Below are 15,194 nucleotides of genomic sequence, written 5' to 3' on the forward strand. Positions count from 1 at the left end.
ATCGGAAAGCCTGCAACCGATTGTCCAATGTATTAGTCGAACAGGGGTATTCGAACAGGGGTAACGGGGGAATAAACGTGCAGGTCCGCGCATTTCGGCGCGAGCGTGCCGGTGGCCTCTGTTAGCTTGAAGGCCCACTATCAATCGGCGGACTGAAAGGATAGCTTTATGGATTCGCTCTTCGCCGCGGCCAGCGAGGCCGGGCTTGGACCGCTGTTTGCGGGCCCGGCGATACTCTTTGCACTGAGCACGCTGTCGTTCCTGCGCAACTTCTAGAAAGCGCTACTCGCTCACGGAAATAACGTTGCCCATCTTCCGCGGGGTCTTGCCGCCGGTGACGTCCGCCTGATCGATGTCGAACATCTGCGACAGGAAGTCCGCGACCCACTGCAGCAGCTCGACGTCGCGTAGCTTCGGGTCCGTGACGTTGCGGCCCGCCTTGGGGAACCCCAGCTGAATAGCCTTAGCTGCGGCGCGGTAGTTCGAGCCGGGGAACAGGCGCTTGAGACGAACCTGCTTGGAGTCTGGCAGCTCCACTGGGTGGACCTTGATGCGCGTGCCTTGGACCGTGATGTCCGAGACGCCGGCGCGGCGGGCCTGGTGGCGCAAGCGTGCTACCGCAAGCAAACGAGTAACCGGCTGCGGCAGCGGGCCGTAGCGATCCTCCATCTCCTCCACTGCCAGCTGCAGGTCCGCATTGTCTTTGGACGCCGCCAACTTACGGTAGACCTCCAAGCGCAAACGCTCAGAGTTAATGTAATCCTCAGGGATGTGGGCGTCGACTGGCAAGTCGATGCGGATCTCCTTCGGGCCGTCGTCAGTGGCCTTGGGAACCTCGCCACGTGCCAAGGCCTTGAAGGTCTCAACCGCCTCGCCCACCAACCGCACGTACAGGTCGAAGCCCACGCCTGCAATGTGACCGGACTGCTGGGCACCCAGCACGTTACCGGCACCACGCATCTCCAAGTCCTTCATCGCCACGGCCATGCCGGCGCCCAGATCATTGTTCTGCGCAATGGTGGCCAGGCGGTCGTAGGAAGTCTCCGTCAGCGTGGCGCCCTTCGGGTACAGGAAGTAGGCATAGCCGCGCTCACGGGAACGACCCACGCGCCCGCGCAGCTGATGCAACTGGGACAAGCCCATGTGGTGGGCGTTCTCCACGATGAGCGTATTGGCATTCGCGATATCCAAGCCTGTCTCCACGATGGTGGTACAAACCAGGACGTCGTACTCGCGATCCCAGAAACCCTGCACGGTCTGTTCGAGGGCTTCCTCGTTCATCTGGCCGTGCGCAACCACGATGCGGGCCTCTGGCACGAGTTCGCGGAGCTCGCGCGCCTTCTTCTCAATATCAGAGACCTTGTTGTGGATGAAGAAAGTCTGGCCATCACGCAACAGCTCGCGACGAATGGCCGCGGCAATCTGCTTGTCCTCGTAGGCACCCACATAAGTCAGGACCGGATGGCGGTCCTCCGGCGGGGTCAGAATAGTAGACATTTCGCGGATACCCGCCATGGACATCTCGAGGGTGCGCGGAATTGGCGTCGCCGACATCGTCAGCACGTCCACCGAAGCCTTAAGCGCCTTGATGTGTTCCTTGTGCTCGACGCCGAAGCGTTGCTCCTCGTCAACCACAATAAGGCCCAGGTTCTTCCAATGCACACCTGTTTGCAGCAGGCGATGCGTTCCGATAACGATATCGACAGAACCGTCTGCTAGGCCGGAGACAATCTCCTTGGCATCCTTCGTCGACGTAAAGCGGGACAGCACCTGGATATTGACCGGGAAACCCGTCATGCGTTCGCGGAAGGTATCCGCATGCTGCTGCGCAAGCAGAGTGGTAGGTACGAGAACCGCCACCTGCATTCCGTCCTGCACTGCCTTGAAGGCTGCGCGCACCGCTACCTCGGTCTTGCCGTAGCCCACGTCGCCCACGACCACCCGGTCCATGGGAACGGTGGACTCCATGTCCTCTTTGACCGCGTCGATGGCCAGCATTTGGTCCTCAGTCTCGACGTACGGGAAGTTGTCTTCCATCTCCGCCTGCCACGGTGTATCCGGCGCAAACTGGTGGCCCGGCGAAGCCTGACGCTTGGCATAAAGTTCCACCAACTCGCCCGCGATCTCGCGGACAGCGGCACGCGCCTTCTTCTTGGTGTTCTTCCAGTCCGAGCCGCCCATCTTGGACAGCGTCGGCTTCTCGCCGCCGGTGTACTTCGACAACAGGTCCAGCGAGTCCATCGGCACCCAGAGCTGATCGGCCGGCTGGCCGCGCTTCGACGCCGCGTATTCCAAGACGATGTACTCGCGGCGCGAGGTCTCGTCACCAGACTGGATCGTGCGCTCAGCCATCTTCAGGAAGCGGCCGATGCCGTGGGTCTCATGCACCACGTGATCGCCCTGCTTCAATGCGAGCGGATCGACGCGGTTGCGGCGCTTGGCGGGGCGTCGCTTAGCGCCGGCAATGTCGCCCACGCGGTTACCCGTCAGGTCCGTCTCCGTCACCACAACCAGCGGCAGGGCCTCCTTGGTGGCGCCACCCTGGCTGCGTGCCTTGGGGAACACCAGGCCCGCATGCGAGAGCGCCTGGTATAGCGTGACCTCACCCGGGGTCGGTTCCCAGCCGGGCGTTGCGACCTTGGTGCGAATCCCCTTCTCGGCAAAGCGTTCCACCATGCGCTTGATAGCACCCTGAGCCGGCGCGATAAACGCCGCACGCCCGCCATCGCGGGTATGCGCGAGCAGCTGCGCCATCATGGCGTCGATCTCCTTGACGTCACCACGTGGCGTCGGGCCCGGTTCATACTCGAGCGGCAGGGTCTGCGCCTCATCCGCCATGAACATTCCAGGAGGAGCAAAGGTCCACAGCGGCAAATTCGCGTTAGCGCACGTTGCTTCCAAAGACTCGTAGGAACGGTAGCTAGCGGCCTCAGTATCCAGGCCTTCAGCGGACAGCGGACCGTCGGCGCCCATGGCAGCGGCTTCCCAACCGGCAGCCAAGAATTCCGCGTCCGTGGACTCTAGATCCGCAATACGGGTGCGAATCTTTTCCGGCGCGACCAGCAGCACGTGGGTACCCTCCGGCATGAATTCGGGAAGGGTGACCAGCGGGGCGTCGCTAAGCACCGCAAGCAGCGCCTCCATGCCGTCGGCCGGAATATGCTCACCTACCTTGGTCAAAAGCTCCACGAGGGCAGCATTGCCCGGGTGCTGGAGGGCAAGGTCTTGGGCACGCTTGGCGACGTCGTCAGTAATCGGAAGCTCACGCGCCGGGAAGATGTCCACCGCGCCGACCTCAATCTCTGGAATCGCGCGCTGGTCGGCGACGGAAAACTGCCTGATATCGGTAATTTCATCGCCCCAGAACTCCACACGCACCGGGTAATCGAGCGTCGTGGGAAAGACATCCAAGATGCCGCCGCGGACGGCATACTCGCCGCGCTTGGCCACCATGTCCACGTGCTTATAGTCACGAAACTCCAGCTGGGAGACGATGGCCTCGAGCTCGATTTCCATGTCCTCGGCCAGGCTGATCGGACTGCGACCTTCCACGTTTTTCAAGATCGGTTGGCTATATCCACGCGCTGCCGTGACGACGACGCGCAGCTTGCCTTCTGCAATGCGGTGCAGCACCTGCGCGCGGCGGCCCACGATATCCGCGCCGGGCGAAAGGCGTTCGTGCGGAAGGGTTTCCCACGCCGGGAACTGGGCAACCTTGTCCCCCATCATCGCGGTTAGCTCCGCGGTGAGGTCCTCGGCCTCACGGCCGGTGGCGGTGACGACAAGCACGGGCGCCTGATTCGCCAGCGTGCCGATAGCCCACGGGCGCGCTTGGTCGATGCCGGTGATGTGCAGGTGTGGCTCGCCTACCTGGGTGGCAAGCCCTTTGAGTTTCGGGTCGGAAGCCGCGACCTTGAGTAGTCCGGCGAGCATCGGCGTTGCCACTTAGTTAGTTCCTCTCAATTTTGGCTTAGCTTCCATTCCAGACAGCCCATTCCAGCACAAGTTTACGATGTGCGCAGCCACCACTTCCTTTGCCGGCTGGCGGGTATCCAGCCACCATTGGGCGGTCATCGAGACCATGCCGACTAGCGCTTGGGCATAAAGTCCTGCCAGTTTCGCGTCGAGGCCGCGGCGCTCGAAGGCGGAGCCTAGGATATAGGAAACCTGCCCCACGGAGGAATTAAGCAAAGTGGAATAGGAGCGTTCGTCGCCGGGCTTGGAGTCACGCACGAGGATTAAGAATCCATCGGTTTCTTGCTCCACGTAGTTTAAAAGTGCAACAGTGGCTTTCTCGATGCGCTCGCGCCAGGTGCCGTCGCTAAGCGAATGCGTAATCACCTCCTCCAGCGCGAGCATCTCACGGTCCACGATGACCGCATAGAGGCCTTCTTTCCCTCCGAAGTGCTCATAGACCACGGGCTTGGAAACGCCAGCTCGCGCCGCAATCTCCTCCACACTGGCGCCGTCGAAGCCCAGCTCGGCAAAAGCCGCTCGGCCAATCACGATCAATTGCTCGCGACGTTCGCGTCCAGTCATCCTCTGTCGAACCATGCGATCAAGCTTAGTGGGTGGCATTTGTAATTAAGGCATGTGCGTCAGGTACTATTAGCAACGCACGCCTTGAGCGCGCGGTTATTCCCCATGGTGTAATCGGCAACACTACGGTTTTTGGTACCGTCATTCTAGGTTCGAGTCCTGGTGGGGAAGCTTCTTCCGGCCCTCGCCGACCATTAAAAATGCTGGTCGGTGGGGGATTCTAGCTTCGATAATAAGGCCCAAGGCCTAAGTAGCAAAAGGGCATGCGGACGAAATCTTGAAGGATTTCCCGTCTTTCTAGGTTGAGCCGTTGCTCTTTGTAGATTTCTCCTTAACTGGCACAAATACCGCAGTCAAAGCAACAACATCGATTCCTACAAGGAATCCAGCAATCCACGTTTTGTCCAAATACGCGCACCAACCACCCAGGAGCAGCACTGCAACTACGCTGAAAGCGCCGATTAGCTGACCTCTCCTAGCAAGGTTTAAATGAACCATCAACCGTTTTTCTGCGGGCATAGTTCTCCGTCTCAATCGAGTCCTGAGTCGTCGCAATCCAAGTTTCATAAACCTCGGGAGCTTTAGCCTTTAGCGACTCAGCTACATCAGGATCTGGGTAGTACTGCTTAAACTCTTGATGAGTTAAAGGAATTAGAGCTTAGACGAGAGTGCGCTCTGAAATTGTCTGTTATTTTCGCCTCGAAAACTTCAAATATTACACATCGTACCAAGCCTAGTTTTGAAACAGATACTAAACTCTCTTGCGCGACAGCCCCGAACCTGTAGTTGACCGCTAACGCTAAATAGGGAAAACATGCTGGAAACTCTTTACCTGCACGCCACGGCCACGGATGCCGAGCGCCTGTTGCTCTGCCTGGAAAGTCACCTGCAGGATCAGCTCACCGCAGCCACTGTGATATCCGTAGTTCTAGATATGGATCCGCAAGAAGATTTTGAAATACCACCAGAGGATTCAAGTGGCCAGTGGCAAAAGAGCAATTGTCAGGTGCGCATCGAGCTGCGGCCGACAGACGGGCAAGCGCTCACTGAAGACTACCTTGATCACCTCGGTGAACGACTGCTCGAAATCTTCTTTGCCGTAATGACGGACTTTCCGGAAGTTTTCTTCTTCAGCATCTTGGAGCCTGACTAAATCATCTGCACGGCCACAATAAAGGACACTTAAGCGCTAGGAAGCCTCCGCGCTCGGCGTCGCGTACGGGCTACGGGATGAATCCACTACTTGCCCAGCATGTACGCTATGTGACGCCCCAGCAGCCTTCTCGAATACAAGCGCCGCCGGCTTGACGCGAACGTCAGGTTTTTCGCCCTTGTTCACCACAACCATCTGACCCATCATGCCCTTGTCCTCGTGCAGGAGCATGTGGCAGTGGTACATGTACGGAATGGTCTTATCCGGGAAGTAGCCCAACTCCACGAGCAGCTTGGCGGTTGCCTTGGGCGGAAGATTGACGATGTCCTTCCAGCCCATCGTCGGAACCGCGATGTCTTTGCCATCGCCATAGTCATAAGACAAGACCTTGAAACGCGAATTGTGGATGTGGAAGTTGTGCGGCCAATCGCTATTTTCGTTGGTCACAGTCCATACCTCAGGCTTGTCTTCCTCGATCACGGTGTCCACGCGGGCCATGTCCATGGTCTCACCGTTAATCATGAAGGTATTGAGCACGAACTCGCGCTCAGTCAGCCCCTCGGCCGATGGGACGTCGGCAGCCGCGGGGTCCAAGGTTTGCGGCAGAGCTGGCGCTGCAGGCGCATCCTCCCCCGGCGCGGTGATATGCAGGATGTCAAAGCTGTCCTTGAAGCCAAAGTCCGCGGAGTACTCATCTTCGGGGATGCTGAAGTTGTCCTTGCGCGGCACCGACTGCAACACCACGTCCTTGCCGGGCTCCAAGTCCACGAGGACCTCGATGCGCTCGCCTGGTCCGATGAGCAGCTCGTCGACCTCGACGGGGGCGTCGAGAAGCCCGGAGTCAGTAGCGATGACGTTAAACGGCGTCCCATTATCCAGGGCCAGCGTGTAGAAACGCATCGAAGCGCCGTTGAGCAAGCGCAGGCGAACCCGGCGCGTGGTCGCGGCGAAAGAAGCATTCGTGATGCCGTTAACCACAGGAGTAGTGCCCATGAGACCGAGCGTGCCGTCAACCTGGTGATCGAACTGGCCGTCCTCAGTGAACTTCGCATCCATAATGACCACCGGAATGTCATCCACGCCGTACTCAGAAGGAATGTCGAGCTTATCCGATACGTCGTCGTCCAAGATAAACATGCCAGCAAGTCCGCGGTAGGCATGGGTTGCCGTGGCCATATGCGGGTGTGGGTGGTACCAAACGGTAGCCGCTGGCTGCACGATCTCCCACTGTGGCTTCCAGGTCTTGCCTACCTCAATCGGCGAGTGTGGTCCACCATCGGAATAGGCCGGAAGCTTCATTCCGTGCCAGTGCACTGTGGTCATTTCCACTAGGTTGTTGGTGATTTCCGCGCGAACCTTGTCGCCCTTGTGCGCGCGCAGCGTCGGGCCAAGGAACGGGCCGTTAAAGCCCCAGGTGCGGGTGTTCTTGTTGCCCGGAATGACCTCGGAGTATCCGTCTTGGGCGGTGAGCTTGAATACTCGGGTATCGCCTTCCATCTCACCTTTCAATACCGGCGGGATGGGAAGCGGGCGCGGTTCGGAGTCGTAACCCACCGGCGCAGGCTGATCCTTATTCGAAGAACAAGCTGCCAGCGCAGACCCCGCGACCACTGCCGTAGTAACGAGCAATCCGCCTTTGAAAAACACTCGACGCGAAAAAGCCATGTACCCCAGATTATTAAAATAGCGACGCCACCGCGCCGGATTAGGCTAAAGCGGTCCTGAATCACATACGCTTTAAACCATGTCAATTCCAGACAATGAAACTCGTCCCGCCCGCCTTTTCGCGTGGTCCAATGCGCTGCAAGGAATCGGCGACCAACTGGTGTCCGGCAAGACGGTTCTCCCCTGGCTTTTCGCACAGGTCGGAGTCCCTCACTTCTTCACCGCGCTCCTCGTCCCTATCCGCGAGTCTGGATCGATGCTGCCGCAGGCCGCACTCAGCCCCTGGGTAACCTCCCGGCCAGCGCGCAAGAAGCTGTGGGTCTGGGGCTCGCTCATCCAGGGCTGCTGTGCCGTCGTTGTTGCCGTCGCTGCAGCAGTGTTCCACGGATGGCTTCTCGGTGTTGTCACCATTGCCGCATTGGCAGTGCTTTCCGTCTTTCGCGCTTTGTGTTCGCTCACCGGCAAGGACGTTCAGGGACGCACCATCTCAAAGGGCAGCCGCGGTGAGGTCACCGGCCTTGCTGCCCAAGCCACGGGCGCGGTGACGTTGCTTATCGGTTTGGTGCTCGCGGCCCTCGGCCAACTTCCACCGCTCGGGCTAGCCGCGGTCCTGGGATGCGGCGCGGCCAGCTGGTTCATCGCCGCGGCGGTCTTCCACGCCATCGATGAGCCGGTTCCAGACAATGCCCAAGACCCCAGCAAGTCGCATTGGTGGCGCGACACGTGGGGACTCTATACCGAGGATGCGGATTTCCGCCGCTTCGTCAACGTGCGTGCGCTTCTCCTCGTGACGGCATTGTCCACGACGTTCATTGTCACGCTGTCTCACCAAGCCGGCACTACTGCGTTCAGCGGTCTAGGTGGGTTCGTGCTCGCTTCCAGCCTGGCCAGCCTGGTCGGCGGCAAGATTTCCGGCATCTGGTCCGATCGCTCTTCCCGGCTGGTCATGGCATGGGCCTCTGCCGCCGCATCAGTGACGTTGCTGGCAGTCGTTGCCTGCGCGCAGTGGGCCCCTCACTGGGTAACTGCGTGGGCGCTGCCGTTGGGATTCTTCCTCGTCAATCTGGCACACACGGCAATTCGCGTGGCCCGCAAGACCTACATCGTGGACATGGCTGGCGGTGACAAGCGCACCTTTTATGTGGGCGCCGCTAACACCATGATGGGCGCCATCTTGCTCATGGTGGGCGGAATCTCGGCGGTGATTTCACTGGCCGGCCCAACTGCCGCGTTGCTCTTCCTCGCGGCGTTGGGTTTTGTAGGTGCCTGGCGAGCCCGCATGTTGCATGAGGTCTCGGAATAAGAGACGGCGTTCTTGCCGCCGCTTGCCCCCAGTGCGCACCCCGGCGTTAAGATGTGAGGCAATACTCCCCTAAGACCCAACCACAGGAGAACGAAGAAACTCGTGGCAGATACAACTGACTGCGCCATTGTTGTTTTAGCGGCAGGCGCTGGCACCCGCATGAAGTCCGCCAAGCAAAAGACACTGCACGAAATCGGAGGGCGCCCACTCATCGGCCACGCATTACACGCTGCAGCTGGTCTTAACCCCAAGCACCTCGTTGCTGTGGTCGGTCACCAGCGCGACCAGGTCTCCCCTGCCGTCGAGGCTATTGCTGCAGAGCTCGGCCGCGAGGTCGCACAGGCCGTTCAAGAGGAGCAGAACGGCACAGGCCACGCGGTACAGTGCGGCCTTGCCCCACTCCCCGACTTCACCGGCACCGTCATCGTCACCAACGGCGACGTTCCGCTGCTGCGTCCGGAAACCATCCGCGGGCTTTACGACGCCCACGTGGCCGCCGGTAACGCAGTCACCGTTCTGTCGATGCAGCTGGATGACCCAACCGGTTACGGCCGCATCGTGCGTGACACGGACGGTTCCGTCAAGGCCATCGTCGAGCAAAAGGACGCTGCGCCCGAGCAACTGAGCATCGATGAGGTCAACTCCGGCGTTTTCGCTTTCGACGGCGCTATTTTGCGCGACGCCCTGACCAAGCTGGATTCCAACAACGCCCAGGGCGAGCTCTACATCACCGATGTTCTGGAAATCGCCCGCACCGCCGGTCACAACGTCGGCGCGCACATCGCCAGCGACCCAGGTGAGCTCGGCGGTGTTAACGACCGTGTGCAGCTGGCCGCCGCAGGCCGCGAGCTCAACCGCCGCACCGTGGAAGCCGCAATGCGCGGTGGCGCCACCATCGTGGATCCGGAAACCACCTGGATCGGCGTGGACGTCACCATCGGCTCCGACGTTCTCATCCATCCGGGCACCCAATTGTGGGGAAAGACTTCCATCGCGGACAACGCCGAGATCGGCCCTGACACCACCCTGACCGACATGACCATCGGCGAGGGCGCCAAGGTCATCCGCACCCACGGTTCCGAGTCTGTGATTGGCGCTAACGCCAATGTCGGCCCGTTCACCTTCATCCGCCCGAAGACCGAGGTCGGTGAAAACGGCAAGCTCGGCGGCTTCGTCGAGGCAAAGAATGCCCAGATTGGACGCGGTTCCAAGGTTCCGCACTTGACCTACATCGGCGACGCCACCGTGGGCGAGGAATCCAACATCGGCGCTTCCTCCGTATTCGTCAACTACGACGGTGTTAACAAGCATCACACCGTAATCGGCAGCCACGTGCGCACCGGATCTGACACGATGTTTATCGCACCAGTCAATGTCGGTGATGGCGCGTACTCGGGTGCGGGTACAGTTATCAAGGAAGATGTTCCTCCGGGAGCACTCGTGGTCTCCGGTGGCAAGCAGCGCAACATCGAAGGCTGGGTTCAAAAGAAGCGTCCGGGAACTCCGGCAGCTGAGGCTGCCGCCCGCGCACAGGACAACAACAAGTAAGGGGAATTACCGCCCATGACAGGCAAGGTAACCGGCAGCAGCAAGAACATGAAGCTCTTTTCTGGGCGTGCACACCCAGAACTGGCTGAGGCTGTGGCCAAGGAACTGAAGACGGACCTCGTTCCAACCACTGCTCGCGACTTCGCTAACGGTGAAATCTTCATCCGCTTCGAGGAATCCGTGCGTGGTGCAGACTGCTTCGTGATGCAGTCCCACACCCAGCCGCTGAACAAGTGGCTGGTGGAGCAGCTCATCATGATCGATGCGCTCAAGCGTGGTTCCGCAAAGCGCATCACCGCCATCCTGCCGTTCTACCCATACGCACGCCAGGATAAGAAGCACCGTGGCCGCGAGCCGATTTCCGCTCGCCTCGTTGCTGACCTGCTGCAGGCTGCTGGCGCGGACCGCATCGTTTCCGTGGATCTGCACACCGACCAGATTCAGGGCTTCTTCGACGGCCCCGTTGATCACATGCACGCAATGCCGATCCTCGTGGACTACATCAAGTCCAAGTACTCCCTGGATAACCTCGCTGTGGTTTCCCCGGATGCTGGCCGCGTCAAGGTGGCTGAGAAGTGGGCACATGAGCTTGGCGACGCCCCACTGTCCTTCGTTCACAAGACCCGTTCCACTGAGGTTGCTAACGAGACCGTATCTAACCGCGTTGTCGGCGAGGTCGAGGGCAAGGACTGCATCCTGCTCGACGACATGATCGATACCGGCGGAACCATCGCCGGCGCTGTTCGTGTCCTTAAGGAAGCTGGCGCGAAGTCCGTCGTTATCGCTTGTACCCACGGCGTCTTCTCCGACCCGGCTCGCGAGCGTCTGTCCGAGTGTGGTGCTGAGGAAGTCATCACCACTGACACCCTTCCGCAGTCCACTGAGGGCTGGTCCAACCTGACTGTTCTTTCGATTGCCCCGTTGCTGGCTCGTACCATCAACGAGATCTTCGAAAACGGCTCCGTAACCACGCTCTTCGAGTCGAACTAAGCGCTTAATAAGCAGCACGTAAAAGGACCGTCCAGCACACAGCTGGGCGGTCTTTCCATTCCCCCCCAAAAAACAGAAATAGATGACCTTGACCGATAATCTCTCAGAGGCCTTCTGCGAAGTGCGCGCGGTTTTGGAGCCTTTGCGCAACGACGCCGCGCCGCGATTATCAGTCAGCTCGGCAAACGTGAGGCTACCGATCTGCAACTACTGGCGGATGCCATCAAAGAAAACCTCCCAGGAACCCGCTTTGGCAATGAATTCTTCATTAGCATAGCCATCGGCTGGGCGTTGCGCGATCTCTATCGCACCAATCCCACCTGGGTTTTGGGCTTCCTAGGCTCGCATGACGTCGCAAACCTCACGCGCAGAGAAGCATTGAAACACCACCGCTAAGCAACTCAATTTCGATAGTTCTGTAGTTGGCGAAGAAGAGCAGAAGTAACTTGCCTGCTCTCGGCGCTGCGTGTTAGGATTCTCGCTGTCTCGGCGAGGGCTGCCCGGAATCGGAAAGCCGTTATCGACGCGATTAGAAGTTATTTCACACGTTTTAAGCCTGCGATGACTCGACCAAGACGACCATCGGCAGGCTTTCGCCGTTTTCGAACTCGCTAAAGTCTCGCCGCACCAATCTTTGACACTAGGAGTTTTACTATGGCAAACACCCGCCCGGTATTGAAGGCAGAAGTACGTAACGAGTTCGGCAAGGGCTTCGCTCGCCGCCTGCGCGTTGCTGGCAAGGTCCCAGGCGTTGTCTACGGTCACGCCGTTGACGTTCTGCACTTCGCTGTTGACCGCATCGAGCTGACCGCACTGGTTCGCGCACACGGCGTCAACGCTGTTTTCGAGCTCGAGCTCGAGGGCGAGCAGCACCTCGTCATGGTCAAGCACGTTGACCAGAACGTTCTGACCCTGGACATCGACCACATCGACCTCCTCTCCATTAAGCGTGGCGAGAAGGTTGAGGTTGAGGTTCCGGTTACCCTCGAGGGCGAGCCGGCACCGGGCCTCATGTTCATCCAGGATGCTGACGTCCTCCTCGTTGAGGCAGACGTTCTGAACATCCCAGAGGAGATCTCCGTTTCCATCGAAGGCCTCGAGGACGGCGCTGTCATCACCGCTGGCGACATCACCCTGCCAGAAGACACCACCCTGGTTGCAGATGCAGAGACCATCATCGCTTCCATCTCCCTGCCTGAGGTTGACGAAGAGCTCGAGGAAGCTGCTGAGGCTGCTGAGGAAGGCGGCGCTGAGGCTGGCGCTGAGTCCGCCGAAGAGACTGAAGAGTAAATCACTCTTCTCTGCGCCCGCGCTAGATTTACGTCTAGCTCGGGCGTTTCGCCGTTTTACTATGTCCTTCTCGGGGTCAAGATCCCTCGCAGCATGAGACAATAGCGCAGTGAATAGTTTTCTCATTGTTGGCCTTGGCAATCCAGGCCCCAAATACGCAGGAACACGCCACAACATCGGCTTTGACGTGGTCGATGAGATCGTGGGCCAGAACTACACAAACTTCTCAGTGCACAAGAAATCCAACACTGAGCTCGCTGAGACCCGCCTCGGTTCCGCCAAACTCGTTTTGGCCAAGCCGCGAAGCTTCATGAACCTATCCGGGGGACCAATCAAGGCCCTTCTGCAGTACTTTTCAATCAACCCTGCTCAGCTCATCGTGGTACACGATGAGCTGGAGCTTGATTTCGGCGTCGTCAAGCACCGCTTCGGCGGCGGCGATCATGGACATAACGGTCTACGCTCCACCACCAAATCCTTGGGAACCAAGGACTACCAGCGCCTCTCGGTCGGTATTGGGCGCCCACCGGGACGTATGGACCCCGCGAGCTTTGTGCTCAAGCCTTGGTCGAAGCAGGAAAAGGCGGAAATCCCCATTATTTGTGCCGACGCAGCCGACGAAATTATTCGGGTAGTTCAGGAAACTCGTCTTCCTTAACGCGTAAACTGTCCGCCATGAGACTTGCCACGCTCCGCACCCAATACGGAACAACAGCCATTCGCGTCGACGGCCCAGGCGTCGGCGTGGGGCTCGATTTCGAGGACGTCGGCGAGCTGTTGCGCTCCGAAGATTGGCAGAAGTCGGCACAATTGTCTGGCGAACCCATTGTCTTTCGCAATGAGGACCTCGCGCCAGTTATCCCCTCCCCTGGAAAAATCATCTGCGTTGGTGTTAATTACGCTAAGCACGCGCGGGAAATGGGCCGCGAACTGCCCACGCAGCCGACTCTGTTCATCAAGTTCCCGGAAGCCCTCACCGGGCCTTTCGATGATATTTACATTCCTGAATGGGGCACCAAGCAGCTCGATTATGAGGGCGAGTTAGCCGTGGTCGTTGGTACTCGTGCGCACAACGTACCGGTTGAAGAGGCGCTCAACTACGCCGCTGGTTATGCCATCATGAATGACTACACGCTACGCGACTACCAGCGTCGTACCACTCAGTTCCACGCCGGTAAGTCCTTCTACCGCACCGCTGGTTTCGGGCCGTGGCTAACCACCGCTGATGAGTGGGCACCAGGTGGGCATGCAGCTGTGAAGACCACCGTCGATGGGGATATCCGCCAGGACGACGACACCGATGACCTCATTTTCTCTGTGGCTGAGCTCCTCGCTTTTTGTTCGAAGCTCTACCCGCTCAATCCCGGCGATGTGATTGCGACTGGCACCCCAGAAGGCGTGGGCTTTGCGCGCGACCCGCAAGCTTTTATCCAGGATGGGCAAAATGTACGGATTGCTATCGACGGCTTGGGAGAGATTTCCAACACCACGCATTTTGGTGAGCCCCCGGTCGGCTGCGGCGCGGAATGCACCTGCCAAGGTAGCTAGGTAACTTCCTTTCAAATCCCCTTCCCATAGCCATACCTGTTAAAACTAATACTGTTTGCGTGACCCGCACACGACTACCTTGGACTGAGTCAGCGACGCGCGGCATGCTCTGTTAACGGTGCTCAGGCTTTCCACCGCGCATCGCGGCCGCAGAGGCCGACTCAGCGCAATGCGGGGTGAGTTTCTATCCAAACCATTAAACATTTCTGCAGCTAGAGGCTAAAATTAATAGAATGAGCAAAGATAAGAAAAAGTCCCCCGCAAAGCTCGATAAGGCAGCGTACGAGGAAGAGCTCAAGCGCCTGCAAGCAGAACTCGTGGAGATGCAGCAGTGGGTAGTCGAGACCGGCGCCCGTGTTGTCATCATCATGGAAGGCCGCGACGCCGCAGGTAAGGGCTCTGCAATCAAGCGCATCACCCAGTACCTGAACCCTCGCACCTGCCGAATCGAAGCACTGCCCAAGCCCACCGACCGTGAGGCTGGCCAGTGGTACTTCCAGCGCTACATCGAAAAGCTTCCTACCGAGGGCGAGATCGTCATCTTTGACCGCTCCTGGTACAACCGCGCCGGCGTCGAGCGTGTCATGGGCTTTTGCTCCCAGCAGGAGTACGTTCGCTTCCTACACCAGGCCCCGCAGCTGGAGAACATGCTCGTCGAAGACGGCATCATCCTGCTGAAGTACTGGTTCTCCGTATCTGATGAAGAGCAGATCGCACGCTTCAAGTCTCGCCGCAACGATCCGCTTCGCCGCTGGAAGCTCTCCCCTATGGATCTTCAATCCATCACCCGTTGGGAAGACTACTCCCGCGCTAAGGACGAGATGTTTGTGCATACCGATACCCCGAACGCACCGTGGTACACGGTCGAATCTGAGGACAAAAAGCGCTCGCGCATCAACGTCATCAATCACATCTTGAAGATGGTTCCTTATCAGCACGTCGAGCAAGACGTCCCAGAAATTCCGGAGCGCCCTGAGTCTTCCGGCGAGGAGTACGAGCGCCCGCCACGCGACGAGTTTGCCTACGTCCCAGACGTGGCCTCGAACCTTGAGCGCAGCAAGGTGGCCGCCGCCAAGAAGTCCGATGGAAAGAAGAAGAAAAAGAAAAAGTAGCACCCACCGCAACTAAAAGGCCGCTGGTCTCCCTTACAGAGAAGGG

At 59.0% G+C, this 15,194-nt stretch carries 12 protein-coding genes; 9 read left to right on the top strand and 3 right to left on the bottom strand.

The genetic code is table 11. The annotated features are described in order from the left end of the window. Positions 1-282: 282 nt before the first annotated feature. Both mfd and HMPREF3153_RS03065 read right to left on the bottom strand, forming a co-directional pair. Positions 283-3,933: a transcription-repair coupling factor gene (gene mfd, locus HMPREF3153_RS03060; protein WP_070420046.1), complete on the bottom strand. Its 3,651-nt coding sequence runs from the start codon at positions 3,931-3,933 to the stop codon at positions 283-285. Between the two features lie 12 nt (positions 3,934-3,945). Further along, entirely contained in the window at positions 3,946-4,554 is a 609-nt protein-coding gene (locus HMPREF3153_RS03065; protein WP_065420416.1) for a TetR/AcrR family transcriptional regulator, read from the bottom strand. Between the two features lie 799 nt (positions 4,555-5,353). Here HMPREF3153_RS03065 and HMPREF3153_RS03070 point away from each other — a divergent pair. Beyond that, the gene (locus HMPREF3153_RS03070; protein WP_070419972.1) at positions 5,354-5,692 is read left to right on the top strand and encodes a hypothetical protein; all 339 of its coding nucleotides are present in this window, start codon (positions 5,354-5,356) and stop codon (positions 5,690-5,692) included. Positions 5,693-5,728: 36 nt separating this feature from the next. On the opposite strand, the gene HMPREF3153_RS03075 is transcribed toward HMPREF3153_RS03070, so the two are convergent. After that, positions 5,729-7,357, bottom strand: coding sequence for a multicopper oxidase family protein (locus HMPREF3153_RS03075; protein WP_070419973.1), 1,629 nt, complete (start codon positions 7,355-7,357; stop codon positions 5,729-5,731). 79 nt (positions 7,358-7,436) lie between these two features. Here HMPREF3153_RS03075 and HMPREF3153_RS03080 point away from each other — a divergent pair, with 79 nt between their 5' ends. The 8 genes from HMPREF3153_RS03080 (at position 7,437) to ppk2 (ending at position 15,148) form a co-directional block, all read left to right on the top strand. Further along, positions 7,437-8,660, top strand: a complete 1,224-nt coding sequence (locus tag HMPREF3153_RS03080; protein ID WP_070419974.1) for an MFS transporter — start codon at positions 7,437-7,439, stop codon at positions 8,658-8,660. Between the two features lie 102 nt (positions 8,661-8,762). Further along, entirely contained in the window at positions 8,763-10,208 is a 1,446-nt protein-coding gene (glmU, locus tag HMPREF3153_RS03085; protein WP_046646392.1) for a bifunctional UDP-N-acetylglucosamine diphosphorylase/glucosamine-1-phosphate N-acetyltransferase GlmU, read from the top strand. A 15-nt stretch (positions 10,209-10,223) separates the two neighbouring features. Then, entirely contained in the window at positions 10,224-11,198 is a 975-nt protein-coding gene (locus HMPREF3153_RS03090) for a ribose-phosphate diphosphokinase (protein WP_070419975.1), read from the top strand. 165 nt (positions 11,199-11,363) lie between these two features. Beyond that, positions 11,364-11,594 carry a DNA alkylation repair protein gene (locus HMPREF3153_RS13210; RefSeq protein WP_371440895.1) on the top strand — a complete coding sequence of 77 codons (231 nt, stop codon included), beginning with the start codon at positions 11,364-11,366 and terminating at the stop codon, positions 11,592-11,594. A 258-nt stretch (positions 11,595-11,852) separates the two neighbouring features. After that, positions 11,853-12,488: a 50S ribosomal protein L25/general stress protein Ctc gene (locus HMPREF3153_RS03095; RefSeq protein WP_070419976.1), complete on the top strand. Its 636-nt coding sequence runs from the start codon at positions 11,853-11,855 to the stop codon at positions 12,486-12,488. A gap of 109 nt (positions 12,489-12,597) precedes the next feature. Continuing rightward, entirely contained in the window at positions 12,598-13,146 is a 549-nt protein-coding gene (gene pth / locus HMPREF3153_RS03100; RefSeq protein WP_070419977.1) for an aminoacyl-tRNA hydrolase, read from the top strand. 17 nt (positions 13,147-13,163) lie between these two features. Further along, positions 13,164-14,036 carry a fumarylacetoacetate hydrolase family protein gene (locus HMPREF3153_RS03105; RefSeq protein WP_070419978.1) on the top strand — a complete coding sequence of 291 codons (873 nt, stop codon included), beginning with the start codon at positions 13,164-13,166 and terminating at the stop codon, positions 14,034-14,036. A 233-nt stretch (positions 14,037-14,269) separates the two neighbouring features. After that, positions 14,270-15,148, top strand: a complete 879-nt coding sequence (ppk2, locus tag HMPREF3153_RS03110) for a polyphosphate kinase 2 (protein WP_070419979.1) — start codon at positions 14,270-14,272, stop codon at positions 15,146-15,148. The last annotated feature ends 46 nt before the right edge of the window (positions 15,149-15,194 follow it).

It is taken from the genome of Corynebacterium sp. HMSC06C06, from assembly GCF_001807295.1.
Lineage (GTDB): Bacteria > Actinomycetota > Actinomycetes > Mycobacteriales > Mycobacteriaceae > Corynebacterium > Corynebacterium striatum.

Bases quoted from the DNA above. Each gene is read 5' to 3' on its own strand.
- HMPREF3153_RS03070 (WP_070419972.1), top strand. From the start codon at position 5,354: ATGCTGGAAACTCTTTACCTGCACGCCACGGCCACGGATGCCGAGCGC.
- mfd (WP_070420046.1), bottom strand. From the start codon at position 3,933: ATGCTCGCCGGACTACTCAAGGTCGCGGCTTCCGACCCGAAACTCAAA.
- HMPREF3153_RS03080 (WP_070419974.1), top strand. From the start codon at position 7,437: ATGTCAATTCCAGACAATGAAACTCGTCCCGCCCGCCTTTTCGCGTGG.
- HMPREF3153_RS03095 (WP_070419976.1), top strand. From the start codon at position 11,853: ATGGCAAACACCCGCCCGGTATTGAAGGCAGAAGTACGTAACGAGTTC.
- HMPREF3153_RS03065 (WP_065420416.1), bottom strand. From the start codon at position 4,554: ATGGTTCGACAGAGGATGACTGGACGCGAACGTCGCGAGCAATTGATC.
- HMPREF3153_RS03105 (WP_070419978.1), top strand. From the start codon at position 13,164: ATGAGACTTGCCACGCTCCGCACCCAATACGGAACAACAGCCATTCGC.
- HMPREF3153_RS03090 (WP_070419975.1), top strand. From the start codon at position 10,224: ATGACAGGCAAGGTAACCGGCAGCAGCAAGAACATGAAGCTCTTTTCT.
- HMPREF3153_RS03075 (WP_070419973.1), bottom strand. From the start codon at position 7,357: ATGGCTTTTTCGCGTCGAGTGTTTTTCAAAGGCGGATTGCTCGTTACT.
- ppk2 (WP_070419979.1), top strand. From the start codon at position 14,270: ATGAGCAAAGATAAGAAAAAGTCCCCCGCAAAGCTCGATAAGGCAGCG.